Source organism: Nocardiopsis sp. FIRDI 009 (genome assembly GCF_003386285.1).
Lineage (GTDB): Bacteria > Actinomycetota > Actinomycetes > Streptosporangiales > Streptosporangiaceae > Nocardiopsis.
In genome coordinates, this window is record NZ_QPNC01000029.1 from 43,767 (window position 1) to 63,057 (window position 19,291).

General features: G+C 73.2%; 15 protein-coding genes. 8 read left to right on the forward strand and 7 right to left on the reverse strand.

The window, feature by feature from the left end:
* Window positions 1-106 precede the first annotated feature (106 nt).
* The 4 genes from DVR05_RS22315 to DVR05_RS22330 all read left to right on the forward strand — a co-directional run bounded on the left by DVR05_RS22315 (window position 107) and on the right by DVR05_RS22330 (window position 4,569).
* A complete protein-coding gene (locus DVR05_RS22315; protein ID WP_116247873.1) occupies window positions 107-1,339 on the forward strand; it encodes a dihydroorotase family protein in 1,233 nt (410 codons plus the stop codon).
* A 156-nt stretch (window positions 1,340-1,495) separates the two neighbouring features.
* Window positions 1,496-2,617 (forward strand): alanine dehydrogenase, encoded by a 1,122-nt coding sequence (gene ald, locus DVR05_RS22320; RefSeq protein WP_116247874.1) that lies wholly within the window; start codon window positions 1,496-1,498, stop codon window positions 2,615-2,617.
* Window positions 2,618-2,854: 237 nt separating this feature from the next.
* Window positions 2,855-4,045, forward strand: coding sequence for an enolase C-terminal domain-like protein (locus DVR05_RS22325; RefSeq protein ID WP_116247875.1), 1,191 nt, complete (start codon window positions 2,855-2,857; stop codon window positions 4,043-4,045).
* A 68-nt stretch (window positions 4,046-4,113) separates the two neighbouring features.
* Window positions 4,114-4,569: a MaoC family dehydratase gene (locus DVR05_RS22330; protein WP_116247876.1), complete on the forward strand. Its 456-nt coding sequence runs from the start codon at window positions 4,114-4,116 to the stop codon at window positions 4,567-4,569.
* Window positions 4,570-4,641: 72 nt separating this feature from the next.
* On the opposite strand, the gene DVR05_RS22335 is transcribed toward DVR05_RS22330, so the two are convergent.
* The 3 genes from DVR05_RS22335 to DVR05_RS22345 all read right to left on the reverse strand — a co-directional run bounded on the left by DVR05_RS22335 (window position 4,642) and on the right by DVR05_RS22345 (window position 9,448).
* Entirely contained in the window at window positions 4,642-6,285 is a 1,644-nt protein-coding gene (locus tag DVR05_RS22335) for a glycosyltransferase family 2 protein (protein ID WP_116247913.1), read from the reverse strand.
* A gap of 5 nt (window positions 6,286-6,290) precedes the next feature.
* Complete coding sequence (locus DVR05_RS22340; protein ID WP_116247877.1) at window positions 6,291-8,324, reverse strand: glycosyltransferase family 2 protein; 2,034 nt, start codon at window positions 8,322-8,324, stop codon at window positions 6,291-6,293.
* A gap of 77 nt (window positions 8,325-8,401) precedes the next feature.
* A complete protein-coding gene (locus tag DVR05_RS22345) occupies window positions 8,402-9,448 on the reverse strand; it encodes an O-methyltransferase (RefSeq protein WP_116247914.1) in 1,047 nt (348 codons plus the stop codon).
* A 951-nt stretch (window positions 9,449-10,399) separates the two neighbouring features.
* Here DVR05_RS22345 and DVR05_RS22350 point away from each other — a divergent pair.
* Window positions 10,400-11,011 (forward strand): superoxide dismutase, encoded by a 612-nt coding sequence (locus tag DVR05_RS22350; protein WP_017598778.1) that lies wholly within the window; start codon window positions 10,400-10,402, stop codon window positions 11,009-11,011.
* 87 nt (window positions 11,012-11,098) lie between these two features.
* Here the strand turns inward: DVR05_RS22350 and DVR05_RS22355 are convergent, their stop codons facing one another.
* Window positions 11,099-12,574 (reverse strand): PLP-dependent aminotransferase family protein, encoded by a 1,476-nt coding sequence (locus DVR05_RS22355; protein WP_116247878.1) that lies wholly within the window; start codon window positions 12,572-12,574, stop codon window positions 11,099-11,101.
* A gap of 123 nt (window positions 12,575-12,697) precedes the next feature.
* On the opposite strand from DVR05_RS22355, the gene DVR05_RS22360 reads away from it, so the two are divergent.
* Window positions 12,698-13,204: a DUF3291 domain-containing protein gene (locus DVR05_RS22360; protein ID WP_198659295.1), complete on the forward strand. Its 507-nt coding sequence runs from the start codon at window positions 12,698-12,700 to the stop codon at window positions 13,202-13,204.
* 52 nt (window positions 13,205-13,256) lie between these two features.
* On the opposite strand, the gene DVR05_RS22365 is transcribed toward DVR05_RS22360, so the two are convergent.
* The 3 genes from DVR05_RS22365 to DVR05_RS22375 all read right to left on the reverse strand — a co-directional run bounded on the left by DVR05_RS22365 (window position 13,257) and on the right by DVR05_RS22375 (window position 16,301).
* Window positions 13,257-13,982 (reverse strand): bifunctional 2-polyprenyl-6-hydroxyphenol methylase/3-demethylubiquinol 3-O-methyltransferase UbiG, encoded by a 726-nt coding sequence (locus DVR05_RS22365; RefSeq protein ID WP_116247879.1) that lies wholly within the window; start codon window positions 13,980-13,982, stop codon window positions 13,257-13,259.
* Between the two features lie 274 nt (window positions 13,983-14,256).
* Complete coding sequence (bioD, locus tag DVR05_RS22370) at window positions 14,257-14,967, reverse strand: dethiobiotin synthase (RefSeq protein WP_116247880.1); 711 nt, start codon at window positions 14,965-14,967, stop codon at window positions 14,257-14,259.
* On the reverse strand, window positions 14,964-16,301 hold the full coding sequence (locus tag DVR05_RS22375) for an adenosylmethionine--8-amino-7-oxononanoate transaminase (protein ID WP_116247881.1): 1,338 nt from the start codon (window positions 16,299-16,301) through the stop codon (window positions 14,964-14,966). Before DVR05_RS22375 ends, bioD begins: the two co-directional genes overlap by 4 nt.
* A gap of 361 nt (window positions 16,302-16,662) precedes the next feature.
* On the opposite strand from DVR05_RS22375, the gene DVR05_RS22380 reads away from it, so the two are divergent.
* Together DVR05_RS22380 and DVR05_RS22385 are read left to right on the forward strand one after the other, a co-directional pair.
* Complete coding sequence (locus DVR05_RS22380; RefSeq protein ID WP_116247882.1) at window positions 16,663-17,922, forward strand: 8-amino-7-oxononanoate synthase; 1,260 nt, start codon at window positions 16,663-16,665, stop codon at window positions 17,920-17,922.
* Window positions 17,923-17,970: 48 nt separating this feature from the next.
* Window positions 17,971-19,287, forward strand: a complete 1,317-nt coding sequence (locus DVR05_RS22385) for an SGNH/GDSL hydrolase family protein (RefSeq protein ID WP_116247883.1) — start codon at window positions 17,971-17,973, stop codon at window positions 19,285-19,287.
* Window positions 19,288-19,291 lie beyond the last annotated feature (4 nt).

The following is a 19,291-nucleotide window of genomic DNA, read 5'->3' on the forward strand; positions in this document are numbered from 1 at the left end:
GCGGAACGGCGTCCCTCCGCCGCCGGACTCCCACCTCTCCCTCCTGTCGCGTCGTGCACGCGACGCACAGCACACCCTCTCGTCGCGAGCGCTCGAAGGGACGAGCATGACCGAGTTCGACAGTGTGGTCCGGTCCAGGTGCGTGGTCGCGCCCGAGGGGGTGGGCCCGCGCAGCGTGGGCATCCGGGAGGGCCGGATCGAGGCCGTGGACGACTACGACGCGCCGATGCCCGCGCGGGAGGTCACGGACCTGGGAGGGATCGCCCTGTTGCCGGGGGCGGTCGACCTGGGCACCGGGGTCCACGAACCCGGCCGCGACCTGGCCGAGTGCTACCGGTCGGTGGGCGCGGCCGCCCTGCGCGGCGGAGTGACCAGTGTGGTCGCCGCACCCGCCCCGGCACGCCCCCCTGTGACCTGCGCGGACTCCCTCCAGGTGCACCAGCGCGCGGCCGCGGGGGCCGGTGTCGATGTCTACTTCCTGGGTGGGGTGACGCTGGGCAGTGGTCCGCTCGACCTCGCCGACCTGCGCGCCGCCGGCGCGGTGGCCTTCCACGGTTCGCTGTCGGACGGCGGCGCACCGGATCTGGCCGCCCTGGACGACGCCCAACTGCGCAAGGCGATGGCGGAGTTGGCGACCCTGGACGCGGTGCTGTTCGTACACGCCGAGGACGTCGAGGAGCTGGGGACGCCCCCGGTGTCGGCGGAGCAGCGCCCGCCCCGGGCGGAACGGCGCGGAATGGAACGGGTCATCGCGGCGGCGCGGGTGACCGGGGCGCGCACGCACGTCACCCCCTTCACGGCCGCCGAGTGCGCCGCGCTCCTGGCGGCGGCGGGCTCGATCGGCGTCGGCCTGACCGCGCAGACCTGTCCGCACTACCTGTGCCTGTCGGCACAGACGCCGGGGGCCGAGCCGATCGCGCACGTGTGCCGTCCGCCGCTGCGGTCGGAGGCCAACCGCAAGGCGCTGTGGAGCGCGCTGTTGGCCGGGGACCGTTCGCAGATCACCACCGTGGGGTCCGGGCACCTTCCGGCCCACGGCCTGTACACGCTGGAGTGGAGCCTGTCGGCGCTGTGGACGGCCGCGGCCAGGCGGGGGCGGGGGCTGGCCGAGCTGGCCCGGTGGACGGCGGGCGCCCCGGCCGACCTGTTGGGGCTGGCCGGGAAGGGGCGGATCGCGGTGGGTTTCGACGCCGACCTGGTCGGCTTCGACAGCACCCGGCGCGTGCCCGTTCCCGCGAGCGACCCCGGACCGTACGCGGGCCGGGAGCTGACCGGTGCGGTGGGACCGGTGTGGATCGGGGGACACAGGATCACCGATGTGACCGCTCCGAGGGCCTGAGTGTGCCCTCCTGCGCGCACTCCCGTGTCCCACCCCACACTCCGGCATTACATGATGTCAACAAGGTCGCTGACAGGCATGCATGTTGCCGATAGCGGAGAGGCACCTCCCCAGGTCACAGTGGGGATATCAACGGAGATACCAGTTGGAGGAACCGTGCGCATCGGCGTACCCCGTGAGATCAAGAACCACGAGTACCGGGTGGCCATCACCCCCGCAGGAGTCCACGAGCTGGTCCGCCGCGGCCACGAGGTGGCCGTGGAGCGCGACGCCGGTGTGGGCTCCTCCATCACCAACGAGGAGTACCAGGCCGCCGGTGCCGTCATCCTGGACACCGCCGACGAGGTGTGGGGTTACGGCGACCTGATCCTGAAGGTCAAGGAGCCGATCCCGGCCGAGTACCACCGCATGCGTGAGGGCCAGACCCTCTTCACGTACCTGCACCTGGCCGCGTCCCGCGAGTGCACCGACGCCCTCCTGGACCGCAAGGTCACCGGTATCGCCTACGAGACCGTGCAGCTGCCGGACGGGTCGCTGCCGCTGCTGGCCCCGATGTCCGAGGTCGCGGGCCGCCTGGCCCCGCAGGTCGGCTCCGTGACGCTCCAGCGCCCCAACGGCGGGCGCGGCGTGCTCATGGGCGGCGTCCCGGGCGTGCGCCCGGCGCGTGTCACCGTCATCGGCGCGGGTGTGTCCGGTCTGAACGCGACCCAGATCGCCGTGGGTATGGGCGCGGACGTGACCGTCCTGGACCTGAACGTCAACAAGCTGCGGCACGTCGACGAGCTGTACCGGGGCCAGGTCAAGACCGTCGTGTCCAACGCCTTCGAGCTGGAGCAGTCGGTCCTGGAGTCGGACATGGTCATCGGCGCCGTGCTGGTGCCCGGCGCCAAGGCCCCCAAGCTCATCTCCAACGAGTTGGTCTCGCGCATGCGTCCGGGCGCGGTCCTGGTCGACATCGCGATCGACCAGGGCGGGTGCTTCGAGGACTCGCGTCCCACCACGCACGCCGACCCGACCTTCACCGTGCACGACACCGTGTTCTACTGCGTGGCCAACATGCCTGGCGCGGTGCCGAACACCTCCACGCACGCGCTCACCAAGGACACCCTGCGCTACACGGTGGCGCTGGCGGACAAGGGCTGGCGCCAGGCCCTGCGCGACGACGCCGCGCTCGCCGGTGGCCTGAACACCTTCGACGGCGAGGTCGTGTACGCGCCGGTGGCCGAGGCGCACGGGCTCAAGCACCGCGAGCTGGACGAGATCCTCGCCCAGGACTGACCCCGGTGCCGCCACGGGGTTGATCCGGACCCGGGGGCCGACCGCGACCGACGACGTCGGAGCGGTCGGCCCCTTCGCGTGCTCCGGGCTCCGACCAGGGCGTCCGGGTGGTCTTCGCCGCACCGTACGGGGTGGTCGGTCCGGTCGGCCGCGGGTACCGTCGAATCGACAGCCCGTTTCCGGCCGTGACAGGGCCGAGGACCAGCGGGAGGCCGGAAGACACCGAGGTGGGAGAGCGTGGCACACACCGGATCGGCGACCGTGACCAGGATCGTCGAAGTCGAACTGGTCCGGCTGCGTGCCCCGTCCGGAGGACGTGGCGCCAGCGGGCCGGTGTTGGTGCGCGTGGCCGACGGCGACGGGGTCAGCGGCTGGGGTGAGGTCCCGTCCGCGACCCCCGCGCAGTGGGAGGGGCTGGTCTCGGCCTTCGCCCCGGCACTGCTCGCCCACGACTGGAGACGCCCGACCGAGGTCGCCGACGCCTGGGCCGATCTGCCGTGGGACCCGGCGGTGGTCGGCGCACTGGACACCGCCTGTTGGGACCTGTGGAGCCACCAGCGGGAAACCCCGCTGGCACACGCCCTGGGCGGCGAGCGCACCGCGTTGACCGCGGGCGTGACGCTGCCGCAGCAGGCGACGGTGGAGTCGTTGGTCACCGAGGTGAACCGCCAGGTGGGTGCGGGGTTCCGCCGGATCAGACTGCCCGTCGGCCCCGGTTGGGACGCCGACGTGGTGCACGCGGTGCGGGCCGCCTTCCCGTTCCTGGTCCTCCAGGTGGACGCGGGCGGACGCTACACCGAGAGCCCGGCCGACCTCGACGCCCTGCGTGTCCTGGACGAGCTGGACCTGTTGGCGATCGAGGACCCCTTCGCCCCGGACGACCTGCGCGCCCACGCCCGTTTCGCGGCGACGGCACGGACGCCGGTGGCGCTGTACCGCTCACTGGATTCGGTGGAGGCGCTGGGCACGGCGATCCGGATGGAGGCGGGTGGCGCGGCGAACGTGGACCCGTCTCGGTTGGGCGGGCTGACCTCGGCCCGCCGCGCGGTGGATCGGGCCGTGGACGCCGGTTGGCGGGTCTGGTGCGGATCGTCGGCGATGACGGGTGTGGGCCGGGCGGCCACCGTCGCGTTGGCGTCGCTGACCGGGGCCACACTGCCGGTGGAGGCTCCTCCGGCCGGAACCCGGGGGCGTGACCTGGTGGTGCCTCCGGTTCGGGCGCACGACGGCGTGCTTCCGGTACCGCTGGCGGAGAGCGGGCTGGGGCACGGCGTGGACCGGTCGCTGGTGGCCGCGCGCACGGCCCGTGCGTTCCTGGTGGACGCCGACGGGGCACGGGAACTCCCGGTCGACACGCGGTCGGGGGCGCGCACGCCACGCCCCTCCCGATCGGAGGGCTCCGGTCGGGAGGACGCCGCCACCCCATAACCGAACACCGTTAGGTAGAGTGGGTGCACCGTCCGGCCCCCGATTCCGGACCAGACCCAGGAGGCGTCGTGCGCGTATTCGCCGATATCAACGAGGTGGCCGCCGCCAAGGGCGAGCACCTGGGCCACACCGAGTGGATCGAGATCGACCAGGACCGCATCAACCTGTTCGCCGACGCGACCGGTGACCACCAGTGGATCCACATCGACGCCGAGCGCGCCGCGGCGGGCCCGTTCGGCGCGACCATCGCCCACGGGTACCTGTCCCTGTCGATGCTCGCCTACTTCGCCCCGCGGATCGTCTCGGTGACGAAGAAACCGAGTATGTCGATCAACTACGGGCTGAACCGGGTGCGCTTCCTCCAACCCGTCACGGTGGGCTCGCGGATCCGGGACGGTGTCGTCCTGTCCGATGTCCAGGAGAACTCCAAGGGCGTGCTCGTCACCATGACGCACACGGTGGAGATCGAGGGCAAGGAGCGGCCCGCGCTCGTGGCCGAGGCCCTGGGCCTCTGGGTGCCCTGAGCCCACCGCCGCCGACGTGCTGCCACGGCCGCGGCACCGCCCCGCCACCGGCGGTGGTGGCGGGGGCCGCGGTCAGCGGGCGATCCTGCGCAGGATCCTCCGTCCGAGCCCCGGGGTGAACCAGCGCAGCTTGCGCTCGGCCCGCCTGGCCCGTGCGCGCAACCGTTCGACTTCGGCCAGGGCGCGGTCCAACTCCTTGCGGAGCTTGGCGGGCGAGGCCGGCTCCGTGGTGTCGTCCCCCGCGGTGACGAACTCCTCGCCCGGTGTCCAGTGGGTGCCGTGGACCTCCTCCACGAGCAGGTCCAGCTCCTTGCCGGTCGCCCCGGGGGCCAGGTGGCGGGCACGGGCGTAGGCTGAGGTGCGCTCCAGGCGCAGCACCCCGTCCCCGGCCTTCGTCGCCCCGGGCATCGGCGCGCACAGCAGACCTGCCTGTTGCCGGTCCGCGGTCTGCACCAGGTCGGCCAGCGCGGTCGGCACGGGTGTGGAGCCGACGGGCATGCGCAGGACGAAGGTGGCTCGGGCGTCGGTGTCGGGTTCGCCCTCGGCGAGTCGAACCCGGGGGTCGCCCCGGAAGGTCTCCCGGATCAGCCGCAGGTCCAGGCGCTCCTCGTCCAGCGGTGAGCGTCGCCCCTCGTCCAGCTCGCCCCAGGGGCCGACCAGCCACACCCGGATGTCCGGGGTGGTACCGCCCAACAGGGCGGAGACGGTGGTGTCGACCTCCTCCAACGTGCGCCCGCCCACGTCCAGGACCACGTCCACGTAGGGCGCCTCCCACACCCGGTCGGGGCGTTTGCGGCGCAGGCGGAAGTCGGGGACCCGGTTGGCCACGTACGGGGACCGGTACCGCATCCCGGCGTCGCGTCGGGTCTGCATCTGGGAGCGGCCCAGATGCCAGCTACTGCTGTCCAGGTCCGGGATGAACACCGCCCCCTGCTGGGCGACGCGGTAGGCGACCTCGGTGTCGCCGCCCAACACCATGTCCGCGTCCATGCCCCCCGCGGCGTCGAACAGACGTCGGTGGAGTGACCCGGTGGCCCCGGTGAACACCCGGTAGGCCTGGGCGGCGGTGCGCAGCCCGTCGCTGGCGTCGATGATCCGTTCCACCCAGTGCGGGTCGGCGGCCTCACGGTCGAACAGCGTGCCCGCCCGCCCCTCGCCGACCTCGCGCAGAACGTGTTCGGGGGTCATCGCGGCGGGATCGAAGTCGACGAAGAGCTTGTGCCCCATCGCCACCCCGTAGTCGATGAGGTGGTGCCAACGCATCTGCGACTCCACGTGCTCGCGGTAGACCACCATGTCCGCGTCCAGGCGCAGAACGACCTGCCCCGACGAGGCGGCCACACCCGTGTTCACCGCGTGCGCCGAACCCCACCCACCGGAAGCCGACCTGACCAACCGCGTGTTCTCCGGACGCACCTCGGGCAGGACGAGCGGCTCGGGAGAACCGTCATCGACCACCACCACCTCCATCAGATGCACCGGATAACTCTGCCCCGCCAAGGACGCCAACACCAACGCCAACTTCTCCGGCTCCCCGTAGGCGGGAATCACCACACTCACCGACAGAGTCGGCGTCCACTCCCCCAGAACCGGAGGCCGAAGCGGCGAGTAGTCATTGCGCCACAGCCGTGGCTGATCGGTGTAGTCCCCCTCTCCGCGCGGTGGTGTCCCTTCCTCGTGAGGTGCGTCGGCGTCCGGCTGTCGGCCGGTGTCCATGGTGGTCAACGGAGTCCCCCCGTGTGCTCGCTGACAGCGGACCGACCGAGAGGCGAGGGCTCGCCCTCCAGGAGGCTGCTCGGCCGCCAGCCGAACCACTGCTTGGTGTAGTTGTGCAGGAAGAAGGCCATGTCCTCGGACCAGGTGTGTCCGCCGCCGGTGCGGCGGAGCACGTAGCCGAGCCCGTGGGCGCGGTAGAGGCGTCCGCCGCCCCGCATGACGGCGATGAGGAGCTGGGTGTCGATGGCGCGGGGCAACGGCCGGAAGCCCCCGGTCTCCTCCAGGACCGCCCGGTCGGTGAGGATGGTGCCTCCGGCGATGAACCGGGAGACCGACTCGGACCGACGGCTGCGCCAGACCGTGACGTCGACCTCCTGGAGGTAGACGAAGTCCTGGCCGCAGCCGACGAGCTCGGCTCCGGAGTAGGTGCGGGCGAGGACGAGGTCGGCGAGATGGTCGGGGCCGTACCAGTCGTCGTCGTCCCACTTGGAGACGAGGTCCCCGGAGGTCCGGGCGACGGCGTCGTTGAGTACGGTGCCGAAGATCTGGTCGGCGACGGCCTCGTGCACGACGAGCGGAACACCGGTGGCCCGGAAGTCGGCGACGGCGGAGGCCACCTCGGGCAGCGAGGCGGGGAAACCGTGCAAGGTGAGCACGACCTCCACGTCCACCCCGCGCTGGCGGGCGATCTGCGCGAGCGCGAACCCCACCATCTCCGGACGCCGCGTGCACAGGACCACCGACACCGTCGGGCTGGGGGGAAGGGGAACGCCCGCCTCGGCGGCCAGGGCGCTCCACCGGGCACGGTGGCCGTGGGTGCGCAGGGCGGCACGGCGCAGCCGGACGCTGTACTCCTCACGCAGGAGCCGGTCGGCCAGGTCGGCCTCGCGCGCACCGGTGAGGAGGTCGGTGAGGGGGCGACCGAGTCCGGCGGCCCACGCCGGAACGGGTCCGCTGACCAGGGGAACCCCTCCCGCCGCCAGGGACGCCACCGCACGGACGGCGGCCGTGGGGCCCGTGTGCCCGGACCAGTCCACACGGACGCCGCGCAGGTGCCGCAGGCGGGACAGGTCGACGTCGGTGACCGTCCCGTCCGGTGCGACCGCCACGAGGTCCTTCCGCCCCTCCCGGACGACGGCGCGCCCGGCGGCGGAGGTGAGATCGCCCCACGTGTCCTTCGCGTCAGCGGTGAAACCGACGGGGTTGACGGTGAGCTCGTCGACGGGGGCGATCGCGTGGGCCCGGGAGTCCTCCGAAGCCGCCCCCGCGGCGTTGATCGCACGGGCCCTGGCGCGGCCGCCCGGCGCGACGACGCCCTCCCACGCGTCGTTGCCCGTGGCGGGGCGGTCCAGGACGGGGACGGTCGTGTCCTCCCAGCCGGGCGCGGCGTCGGCGGGTCGGTCGGACACGCGTAGTGCCACGTCCGCGACGGGGGTCACCCGGCGCAGTGGGACGGGTCCGGACACCCCCACTCCACCGGTCCTGGTGTCTCCCGGGCGCCACAGGGCGCCCTCCGGGCCGTTCAGTACGGGCAGCGGGGAGATCGCGGGGCCCCGGCGGCGGCCGCGGGTACCGTGCATGACCGCGTCGACGACCTGGGCGGTCCCGACCGCGTTGGGGAAGAACAGCTCGCACAGCCAGCCACCGCGGTCGATCCGGCGGACCCTCATCTCCTGGAGGTCGCGCCAGTCCCCCATGCCGGGGGAGGCGGGGATCGGCGGCTCCTGGTGCCCGGACGTGGCGACCAGGGCCACGATCACGTGCACGGCGCGCGGCAGGTGGGTGCTCACCGTGACCGCCCTGTGCAGGTCGGTCGGGGTGGCCGCGACGATCGCGACCAGCCCCACCTCCTGTTCCGGGTCGCCCTGGCGGACCGGTTCGCCGAGGGGGTGCGCGTCCAGGTCGACGAGGAGGTCGGTGTCCCTCAACGGCAGTCCGGCGAGCGGGGCGCGCGCGGTCTCGTGCGCGCCCGCATGGCACAGCACGGCGGGTTCACGGCCGCGGGTGCGCAGGGCCTTCCGGACGGCGGTGGTGATCATCGGTGACCTCGGGTGGGTGGACGGCGAACGGCGACGGTCGGGGGTGGGCGGGGCGGCGGGCACACGTGGCGACGGATCTACCTCGCCGCGGGGTCGACGGCCTTGCGGCTGAACACGTGTGCTCCCTTCTCCGTGTACTCCTCCACGCGTTGGAGTTCGGGGTGTTCGGCGAGCCATCGGTCGCCGATGGCCTGTTCGTCGGGGCGGTCCGCGTCGTCCAGGACGATGACGGCGTCCTCGGTGCAGTGCGGGAGCACGGTCGGCACGGCCGGGTAGCGGGCCTGACGACCGGTGGCCTGGGGCGGGCCGTCGACGAAGACCAGACCGATGCCCTCCAGGTCGGCGAGGACCGACGCGTCGTACCAGCGGTCGGCGGTCAGGACGGTCTCGTCCCCGACCGTGGACTCCTGCGGCGCGATCTCGGTGAGGGGGGCGTGGCGGATCTCGATCATGTCGTCGAGTCCGTGCGCGGTGACCAGGTCGCGGCTGAGTTCGGCGTACCGGGCGTCGTGCTCGATCGCGACGAGCCGGCCCCCGCCCGCCCGGCGCAGCGCGTATCCGAGCCAGACGCTGGAGGCGCCGCTGCCGAACTCCACCACCAGGTCGGGACGGAGCCGGTCGATGTGCCGGACGAGGACGCGCAGCACGTCCGGTGAGGCCGCCCAGCCGCGCAGGGGCGGCATGAACGCGGCGGTGTCCAGCGTCTCGCGCAACTCGGTCCAGGCGACCTGCTGCTCGTAGTCGTGCCGTCCCTGGACGGTGACCGCGCGGCGGATCTCCCGGGAGAGCTTGGGCAGGGAGTGGTCGTGTACCCGGTCCACCCGCGCGCGGACGGCGTCCATGGCCCGGACCGTCTCCAGGCGGTCGCGGCCCAGCGCCTCGGTCACGGTCCGGGTGTGGGACGCCACGGCCGCTGGCAGCGCCCGCACGGAACGGTGGAGGAGGTAGACCGCGGCGCCGAGGGCGCAGACCGTTCCCCCGAGGAGGAGCGTCCCGGCCAGCAGCACCGCCTCGGCCGGGGTGACCGTGCCGAGAGTCCCCAGGACCACGGGGGTGGCCGCGGCCGCCGCCGCGAGCATGGCGGCGACGAGGAACGGGAGAGGATGGCGGCGAAGTAGGCGCATGGTGTCGACCTCCACGGGTTTCTGACACGGTCTGGGGGGTGTGGGGGGTCCGGCAGGAGCTCCTGCCGTGCGTTGGCGACCGGTGCCGAGCGCTCTCCCAGCCTAGGAGGAAATAAGGTGAATGACGCTTGTGACACTAACGGTTCGACGGAATGCCCGCTCCCTTCTGGAGGGCGATCAAAACCCGAAGTAGCAGTAATTCCCTGATTGTTCACCCGCTCATCACCGAAACTCCCCCACACCAGATTCGAACCCCCGAAGGTCGCACGGGCTCCCGGGAGGCGCGGGGACGCCGACCACCGCCGGGCGCCCTCGGCGTCGGCGGGGGCGGCGAGGGCGCCCGGACCCTCGATTCCGGCCCCGGAACCCGCCGTCGGAGCGTCGCCTGGAAAGGAGGCGGGGACGCCCTCGGCCGGTGACGACGGGACGCTGGAAACGGAGACGGACATGGCGGGGCGGGCCTCGCAGAAACGGGGAGACACCGACCGGTCCGGGCACGCCGCCGGGTTCGCGAACGCGCGGCCGAACCCGGCGTTGTCTGTTCCGTGTCACCGATGCGGTGGATGAGGAGAGGACACGTGGCCAACGCCGTCGTGACGCCCGCGATGGACGGGTGACACGGCTCGGGACCGAAAATGAGCGGCCGCCCGTGGGATTCACCGACAAACAACCCAAGATGTGATGATTCGACCACGCGTCTTCGGGGTAACAACCCAACGGCGGCCACGCGCCCGGGGTACCAGCCACCACCTCACGAGTGCCCCGGCGACCGGACACCCACGGTCGGTGACGACGGGCCGCCGGTCCCCCGGCCGGGCTCCGGCTTATTCCCGAACCGGTGTGTAAACAGTGCGACATCGGGTCCCCGGCGCCCTGGCTGATAGCTTGCTGCCTAGCGATCCCATCGCTGGTGAACACGACGAATCGCGTCATTGGAAAGGTGCGTCAGAGATGTCTGCGCCATACTCGCTGCCCGAGCTGTCCTACGACTACACGGCCCTGGAGCCGTGGATCTCGGGCCAGATCATGGAGCTCCACCACTCCAAGCACCACGCCGCCTACGTGGCCGGTGCGAACACCGCGCTGGAGCAGATGGCGGAGGCCCGGGAGTCCGGTAACTTCGGCACCATCCCCATGCTGGAGAAGAACCTCGCCTTCCACCTGGGCGGGCACGTCAACCACTCGGTGTTCTGGCAGAACCTGTCCCCGAACGGCGGCGACAAGCCCGAGGGTGAACTGGGCGCCGCGATCGACGACCAGTTCGGTTCCTTCGACGCCTTCCGCGCCCACTTCGGCGCCGCCGCCAACAGCATCCAGGGCTCGGGCTGGGCGATCCTCGCCTGGGAGCCCCTGGGCCAGCGCCTCATCATCGAGCAGCTGTACGACCAGCAGGCCAACATCCCGCACAGCACCACCCCGCTGCTGATGCTGGACATGTGGGAGCACGCCTTCTACCTCCAGTACAAGAACGTGAAGGCGGACTACGTCAAGGCCTTCTGGAACGTCGTCAACTGGGCCGACGTCCAGGAGCGCTTCACCAAGGCCCGCGAGGTCGCGTTCTAGGACGCACGCGGCGCCGCCCGGGCACGGGTGAGGTGGGGGCGGCACTCCCGGCCGGGAGTGCCGCCCCCGCTCCGTCTCCCGGGTGCCTCAGACCACGAGGCGGGCCGGGTCGTCCACCACCGGCCCGTGGCGGTCGAGTTCCCGCCAGGCCCGGGACAGCCGCCAGACCAACTCCTCACTGGTGGCCTCGTCGTAGGCGAAGGGCAGCCGGAAGTACTCGGAGAAGCGGTCCTCACCGCTGGCCGACATCATGTGGCCGGGGACGAGTTCGACGTCGTGGGAGAGGGCGACCTGGGCGAACTCGCGGGCGTCGACCCCGGGCAGACGCACCCACAGGGCCGCTCCCCCGGTGGGCCGCCGCCACCGCCACGTGGGCATGGACGCGCGCAGCATCCCCTCCATGTGCTCCAGTGCCCGGACGAGCTGCGCGGAGCGTTCGGCGGCGAGCCGGTCGTAGCGCGGCAGCAGGCGCACGGCGACCATCTGTTCCAGCAGCGGGCTGCCGAGGTCGGCGAGGACCTTGCGGCGGCTGAGCCGCCTGGCGATCTCCACAGGGGCCCGCAGCCAGCCCAGCCGGAGCCCCGCCCACCCGACCTTGCTGAGCGAGTCGACCGTGATGACCTCGGCCCCGCGCGGGGCGAACGCGGCGAGCGGCGGGGGCTCGTCCGGGGCACGGATACCGGTGTAGGCGCTGTCCTCCAGGACGGGGACGCCGTGCCGCGCGGCCAGCTCCCCCAGTTCACGACGGCGGGACGCGGACATGAGCGTGCCCGTCGGATTGTGGTACGCGGGCATGACGTAGATCAGGTGCGGGGAGTGCTCGGCGATGGCGCGGCGCACGCCGATCGGGTCGATGCCGTGGTCGTCGACACGGACCGGGAGGAGGCGGGCGCCCCGGTCGCGCATGAGGTCCAGGCAGCCCGCGAACCCCGGATCCTCGGCGACCACGGGTGATCCCTCGCGCAGGTAGAGCTGCGCGACCAGGGCCACCGCCTGGTGGGCTCCGGTGGTGACCACGATCTGGTCGGGCGTGGTCGGCAGGCCCTGGTCGGTGTAGCGGTCGGCGAGGGCCCGCCGCAGCACGGGGAGCCCTCGCGGGTGGTAGGTGTCCTCGGCCATGAGCGCGGGGAGGTCGCGGGCGACCACCTCGCGGACGGCCTCCTCCACGACCTCCAGTGCCGGGGTGCGCAGGCACGCGACGGAGATGACGCGCGGGGTGTCCCGGAGGAGGTTCTGGTACATCGGGTTGGCGACGCTGCCGGGGGCCCAGCCGTCGGAGGGCACCGGGCCGATGCTGGAGCTGACCCGGGTGCCGCTGCCCTGCCTGCTGTCCAGGATGCCCTCCGTCCGCAGGGCGTCGTAGGCGGAGACCACCGTGGTCCGGCTGATCCGCAGGGCGGCGGCGAGCGCCCGCTCGGAGGGGAGCCGCTCCCCGGCCACGAGCGTGCCCTCGGTGACCAGCCCGCGCAACGCGTCCGCGAGCCGCCGGTAGAGCGGGCCACCGCCGGCCGCCCACGTGCCGAGGCGGTCCACGAGCGTGGCCGCCTGACGAGAAGAGTCCATTTTCCGCTCCATTGGATCTGTCGGCCGTGCCGCACCGCTTCGATACTGGCATCGGAGTCGATCAGACCACCAGAGCCAAAATGGACCTTTTGATTTCAGTCCACTTGATTGCGGGGAGTCCCGATGCCGTCCCTCGTCCCACAGCAGCACAACCGGTCCACGCACGTTCCGCACCACCGCCTCCCCGCCCAGCGACCCGTCGCCGAACCGACCCCGGCGCACGCGGTCCGCGGTCCGGTGCTGGTGGAGGCACTCACCCTGACCACGGACACCGATGACCACCGGGCTCTGGACGCGCTGGTCGGGGCGCTCCGGGAACGCGCGCGGAGCGCCCCGGGCCACCTGGGCCAGGTCCACTTCGACGGTGGGGGGAACCGTCGCCGGACGGTGGCCCTGTGGCGGTCCCCGACCGACCTGCGTGACCTCGTACACGCCGCGCACCCCGACATCCTGGCCTTCCGAGCGACGACCGGGGCGTTCCCGACCCTGGAGCGCACGCTGTGGTGGGAGACGGAGGGCGCGGCCGAGGTGACGGTCGAGGAGGCCGAACGGCGCGCGGCCCACCTGCGCGAACACGGCCCCGGCGCGCGGGCCTTCACGCTGCGTTCCCCGGTGCCCCGCCCGGCCTGACCGACCCCGAACCGGGCACGTCCCACGCGCCCCGGCCTCGGTCCCGACGCGATCACGGACGGCGGGCGAGGAAGACCAACTCCCTCCCCGGCCGGTCCGGGGCGTCGCGGACGTCCTCCACCGCGAGGCCGCACGCGGCCAGATTCTCCGCCACCTCACCGCGTTCGCGGAAGCGAAGCGTCGAATCCGACGTCAGCACCCGACCGTCCGAGGCGAAGACGTGGGTCCAGCGGAACGTCACCAGCGGCGGCCGCGCGTCGGTCACCTCGACCCAACTCTCGACGGCTCCGCCCCCGGGGATCTCCGTCACCCGGTGGGTCGCCTCGCGGGTCCACTCCTCCCACGCCCGCCTGGCCGGATCCCTCGTCTCGAACACCAGGCGTCCGCCGGGCGTCAGCGCGCCGTGGGCCGCCCGCAGGGTCATCCGCCACACCCCGGCGTCGACGACGGCCTGGGCGACGTTGGCCGTCATCGTCACCAGGTCGACCCGCAGCGGCGGGAGCGCCGACACGTCACCGTGAACCCACCGCACCCGGTCTGCGCCCGGCTTGGCCCGGGCGACGTCGAGGGAGGCCCGGGCGGGATCGACACCGACGACGTCGATCCCTCGACCGGCCAGCAGGAGCGCGAACACGCCCGTCCCGCACCCGATGTCCAGCACGCGCCGCGCCCCGAACTCCTCCGCCATCCGCAGGTAGGGGTCGAGATCACCGCGGTCGGGGTCCAGGGGGTCGTAGAGCGCGGCGAGCCGCGGATGTCCGAAGCACTCGTCAGCCATACGGCCGACGGTAGGGACCGCAGGAGGGCACGGCCACCCGTTTCCCGTCTCCCACAGCTCCCGAAGGGCACCGGCGTACCCGCGCGGGTCGCGGGATGCTCGATGTCGGCGGGATCGTCGATCCCCGGCACCGGGCTGAAGTTCCCCCGAAACCGAGCCCAGCCCGGTGCGGCGCGCCGGGGCGAGGGGCGATGTGTTCCTGTGGACGAGCCGAGGCTTCCGACTCGCGCGGGTGAGGGGCGGACCGGTCCCGCGCCCCGGCTCCGGTCCGCCCCTATCCGCCGGTCCCGACGCGCCCCGCCTCCCAGGCCCCGCCCAGGGCCGGGGCCAGGCTCCGCCGGGCCACCTCCGCGAACTCCGGCGCGGCCGACCGCCCGACCCCCTCCGGCACAACGCCGACCAGGTCACCCGCGCCCATGGTCGGCAGGTCGGTGAGGTTGCACCGCATCGCGAGGTCGGGCCGCTTCGGCCAGGCACCCACCACCACCCCGGCCGGGACCAGTCCGCGCGTGCGCAGGGCCTCGGCGGTCAGCGCCGTCGCGTTCAGCGTGCCCAGGTCGGGACGCGCCACCACCAGGACGGGCGCGGAGAGGGCCGCGGCCACGTCGGCCAGCGTCCTCCCGGCCGGGTTCAACCGCACCAGCAGCCCGCCCGCCCCCTCCACCAGGACCAGGTCGTGGTCGCGGTCCAGCTCACGCACCGCCTCGACCACCCGCCGGTCGTCCAGCGGCTCGGCGCCGCACCGCACGGAGGCCGTCGCCGGGGCCAGCGGCTCCGGGTAGCGCACCACCTCCACCGCGGTCACCCCCGGCGCCAGACGCGCCACCTCGTCCACGTCGCCGGGTTCCCCGGGCCCCACCCCGGTCTGGGCGGGCTTGACCACCGCCACCCCACGCCCCCGGGCCCGCGCCAGCGCGGCGACGGCGGCCGTGACGACGGTCTTGCCCACCTCGGTACCGGTACCGGTCACCACCAGGACACTCATCGCACCCCCAACGAGGCTTCGGCCGCGGCGACCATCCCCGCCGCGATCGCGGCCACGTCCTCGGCCGTGCTCACGTAGGGCGGCATGGCGTACACGTGGTTGCGGAACGGCCGCAGCCACACCCCGGCCGCCACCGCCGCCCGCGTCGCCTCGCGCATCCGCACCGGCTCCTCCAGCTCGATCACGCCGATCGCCCCGAGGACGCGCACCTGACGCACCCCGGGCAACCGCTCGGCCGGGGCGAGCCCCTCGCGCAGCCCCGACTCGACCCGGGCCACGTCGCCCTTCCAGTCACCGCCGGTCAGGATCTCCACCGACGCCAGGGCGGTCGCGCAGGCCAGGGGGTTACCCATGAAGGTGGGGCCGTGGGCGAGCACCGGCACCTCGCCCCCGGCGATCCCCCGCGCCACCCGCGCGGTGCACAGCGTCGCCGCGAGCGTCATGTAACCGCCGGTCAGCGCCTTGCCCAGGCACATGACGTCGGGGGTGACACCCGCGTGGTCGGCGGCGAACAACTCGCCGGTGCGCCCGAAGCCCGTCGCGATCTCGTCGAAGACCAGCAGCAGGCCCAGGTCGTCCGCGATCCGCCGCAGCTCCCGCAGATACCCCGGGTGGTGGAAGCGCATCCCGCCCGCGCCCTGGACCACGGGTTCGACGATGATCGCGGCGAGTTCGTCGGCGTGCTCGCGCGCGAGCCGCTCGAATCCGGCCACGTAGTCGGCGTCGGGTTCGGTGTCGAAACCGGCGGGCGGCGCGGGAGCGAACACCTGGCCGGGGAGCACGTCCCCCCACAGCGCGTGCATGCCGCCGTCGGGGTCGCAGGCGCTCATGGCGTGGAACGTGTCCCCGTGGTAGCCGCCGCGCCAGGTGAGGAACCGACGCCGTCCGGAGCCCCCCGTCGAGCGGTGGTACTGGAGGCACATCTTCATCGCGACCTCCACCGACACCGACCCAGAGTCGGCCAGGAACACGTGGTCCAGCGCGTCAGGCGTGATCCGCACCAGGGCCTCGCCGAGCTCGGCCGCCGGGGCGTGCGTGAGTCCGCCGAACATCACGTGGCTGAACGCCGCCAACTGGTCGCGCGCGGCCGCGTCCAACCGGGGGTGGCGGTAGCCGTGGATCGCCGACCACCACGAGGACATCCCGTCGACCACCTCGTGGGTCCCCTCCTGCGACCACAGTGTGAGGCGCACGCCCTCGGCGTCGGTGACCACGTACGGCCGTTCGGCGGCGGGCACGGTCGTGTAGGGGTGCCACAGGTGGGCGCCGTCGAGGGCGCTGACCCGCGCGGGATCGACCGGGCGCCGCGGGGGCGTGTGCTCGGTGGAGGTCATGGGTGGTTCTCGGGGCCGGGGCGGGCCCCTTCCTCCTCACGGTGGTGTGGGCGTCGGACCGTCGCGGCACCCCATTGTTCACGGACCGGACCAGTGGGGTCCCGTGCGGTCCTACCAGGATTCCGCATGGAAGTTTGTGGGCTTTCACGGGTGACGCGCACACCCCGCGACCGGCAGAGTCGTAGACGCCTCCCTGGCACACATGGACCGGACCGACCCAGCGGGATTGGCCGCCGCTGGGTCGGTCCCGCCAGGTGGAGGCGGTCCGCGACCCGCGTGACGCACGGCGCCGAGCGCGCCCGCCCCGTCCCGCCCCGGTGTCCGGATGCCCGGCTTCGACCAGAGGAGGACCCCCGCTCGTATGGAACGCCTCGCGAACGCCACCGTCCCCCCGCGCCCCTGGCCGCTGCGGGCCGCGAGCCCGACGCGGGCCGCGGGCACCGGCGGTGAACGCTGGTCGAACGCCCCCTTCGCCTGGCTGGACGGTGCGGCACGGCGCAGGGCCGAGGCGGGTCTGACCCGGCGCACCGTGCCCCGGACCGCCTGCGACGACCGCCTCGACCTGGCCGGCAACGACTACCTCGGGCTGATGCTGCACCCGAAGGTGGTGGGGGCCGCCGCCGAGGCCGCCCACGTGTGGGGGGCCGGGGCGGGCGGTTCGCGCCTGGTCACCGGGGACACCGAGCTCCACGGGGAACTGGAGCGCGAGCTCGCCGACTTCTACGGCGCGGAGGCCGCCCTCGTCTTCTCCTCCGGCTACGCGGCCAACCTCGCCATGGTCACCGCGTTGGCCGCCCCCGACCCCGACGGCGACCCCGCCCCCCTCATCGCGAGCGACCGCCACAACCACGCCTCCCTCATCGACGCCGCCCGCCTGGCCAAGGCCGCCGGGGCACGGGTCGCCCTCTTCGACCACGCCGACCCCGACAGCGCGGGGAAGGCTCTCGTCGGCTCCCGGGACCGGTCCCTGGTCCTCAGCGACACCGTCTTCTCGGTCGACGGCGACCTCACCGACATCCCCGCCCTGGCCCGGACGGCCCGGGAGCACGGCGCGGCCCTGCTGCTCGACGACGCGCACGGACTCGGCGTCGTCGGTCCGGGCGGCCGGGGCGCCGCGGCGCTGGCCGGGCTGTGCGGGGCGGAGGACGTCGTGGTGTCCGTGACGCTGTCCAAGTCCCTCGGTTCCCAGGGGGGCGCGGTGCTGGGGCCGCGCCGGGTGGTGCGGCACCTGGTGGAGACGGCCCGCACGTTCGTCTTCGACACCGGGCTGGCCCCCGCGGCGGCCGGGGCGGCACTGGCGGCCCTGCGGGTGCTGCGCGAGGAGCCCGAACGGGCCGACACGGTACGCGCCCGTGCCCTGGGCCTGGCCGAGGGGCTGCGCGCACGGGGGTTGGAGGTCAGCACTCCGGACGCGGCGGTGGTGTCGGTGATGGCCCCCTCCCCGGAGGAGGCGGTGGCCTGGCGCGGCGCCTGCCTGGAAGCAGGAGTGCGGGTGGGGTGCTTCCGCCCGCCGTCGGTCCCGGACGGCCGGTCCCGGCTACGGCTCACCGCGCGGGCCACGCTCACCGAGGCCCAGGTTCGGCACGTCGTGGACGTGATCGCGACGAACCGCCCCGGGTAGTCTGACGCTTGCACAGGACCCGTCCGGACGTGGGAGGCGGAAGCGGCAGTGTCAGCCCCCGATGACCAACCGTCGACCCCCGAGCACCGCGAACCCGACAGCGAGACGTCCACCCCCTCCACCGAACCGGAGGGGCCCGCCGGAGACGCCGGGCCCCGGCCGCGCGGCGGCAGACGCCGGCGGCGTGCCCGCGTCATCCTCGTCACCGCCGCCGTCCTGGTCGTGGCGCTGGTGGTCACCCTGGTGGTGCCCGCCGGCCGGAGCGGCCTCCTCCAACTCTGGTGCCGGGCCACCGGTGGTGTCTGCCCCGCCGAGGAGCTGCCGCCGATCACCGAGGACGAGGAGGACGACTGGCGCGTCCGGATGGAGCCCCGCGAGGCCGCCCTGTGGGGGAACTACGTCGCGCTGGGCGACTCCTACTCCTCGGGCGACGGCGCGGGCGACTACGACCCGGTCACCGCCGAGCCCGGCGGCTGCTGGCGTTCCGAGCACGCCTACCCCCGGGTCATCGCGGAGGAGTTCTCCTTCACCGGAGCGCTCGCCTTCTACGCGTGCAGCAGCCACAAGGGGGCGGACATGCTCGCCGAGATCGGCACACCGGAGTCGCAGATCGAACGGGTCACCGAGCACACGTCCCTGGTCACCCTCGGCATCGGCGGCAACGACCTGGGGTTCATCCCCGTCCTGCGCACCTGTATCGTGCGCATGCCGCTCCTGGAGAACGGGGTGTGCACCGCCCAGGAGGAGGAGATCCTCGAACGGATGGACCGGTTCGAGGAGACCCTGACCGAGATCCTGGGTGAGATCCGCGACCGCGCCCCCGACGCCAGGATCCTCGTCCTCGGCTACCCGCGGCTGTTCCCGGAGGAACCGCCGGGCATGTACTACACGCTGACCACGAGTGACCAGATCTGGCTGAACTCGGTGGGAGAGCGGTTCAACGAACGCATCCGCGACGTCGTCTACCGCGTCGACGGCCAGATCTACGGCAGCCGGGACGTGGGCAGTGTCGAGTACGTCAACGTCTTCTCCGCGCTGGCGGGGTTCGAGGTCAGTGCCGAGGACGCGTGGCTGAACGGCATCGTCCTCGGCCGCCTCGGCGAGGGGATGCGGGTGGACCGGGCGAGCTTCCACCCCACCGCCCAGGGGCAGATGTCCATCGCCGAGCGTGTGCGCCGCCAGATCGAGGAGGGGCCCGAGCGGACGCTGTACGTGGCCCGGGAGACCCTGGACAACGTCGACAAGGAGCTGCTCGCGTCCGAGCTCGGCGGACCCTTCGTCCGCCCCGGGACCTCGGCCTCCGAGGCTCCGTCCCCCGAGGGCGACGACGTCGGGGAGGAGACCGAGGCCCCGGCCGGGCGGTAGGGCC

What these genes read in the sequence shown, in the direction of transcription:
- DVR05_RS22315 (WP_116247873.1), top strand. Translation starts at nt 107, where the DNA reads ATGACCGAGTTCGACAGTGTGGTCCGGTCCAGGTGCGTGGTCGCGCCC.
- DVR05_RS22335 (WP_116247913.1), bottom strand. Translation starts at nt 6,285, where the DNA reads ATGGACACCGGCCGACAGCCGGACGCCGACGCACCTCACGAGGAAGGG.
- DVR05_RS22340 (WP_116247877.1), bottom strand. Translation starts at nt 8,324, where the DNA reads ATGATCACCACCGCCGTCCGGAAGGCCCTGCGCACCCGCGGCCGTGAA.
- DVR05_RS22345 (WP_116247914.1), bottom strand. Translation starts at nt 9,448, where the DNA reads ATGCGCCTACTTCGCCGCCATCCTCTCCCGTTCCTCGTCGCCGCCATG.
- DVR05_RS22350 (WP_017598778.1), top strand. Translation starts at nt 10,400, where the DNA reads ATGTCTGCGCCATACTCGCTGCCCGAGCTGTCCTACGACTACACGGCC.
- DVR05_RS22355 (WP_116247878.1), bottom strand. Translation starts at nt 12,574, where the DNA reads ATGGACTCTTCTCGTCAGGCGGCCACGCTCGTGGACCGCCTCGGCACG.
- DVR05_RS22360 (WP_198659295.1), top strand. Translation starts at nt 12,698, where the DNA reads ATGCCGTCCCTCGTCCCACAGCAGCACAACCGGTCCACGCACGTTCCG.
- DVR05_RS22365 (WP_116247879.1), bottom strand. Translation starts at nt 13,982, where the DNA reads ATGGCTGACGAGTGCTTCGGACATCCGCGGCTCGCCGCGCTCTACGAC.
- bioD (WP_116247880.1), bottom strand. Translation starts at nt 14,967, where the DNA reads ATGAGTGTCCTGGTGGTGACCGGTACCGGTACCGAGGTGGGCAAGACC.
- DVR05_RS22375 (WP_116247881.1), bottom strand. Translation starts at nt 16,301, where the DNA reads ATGACCTCCACCGAGCACACGCCCCCGCGGCGCCCGGTCGATCCCGCG.
- DVR05_RS22380 (WP_116247882.1), top strand. Translation starts at nt 16,663, where the DNA reads ATGGAACGCCTCGCGAACGCCACCGTCCCCCCGCGCCCCTGGCCGCTG.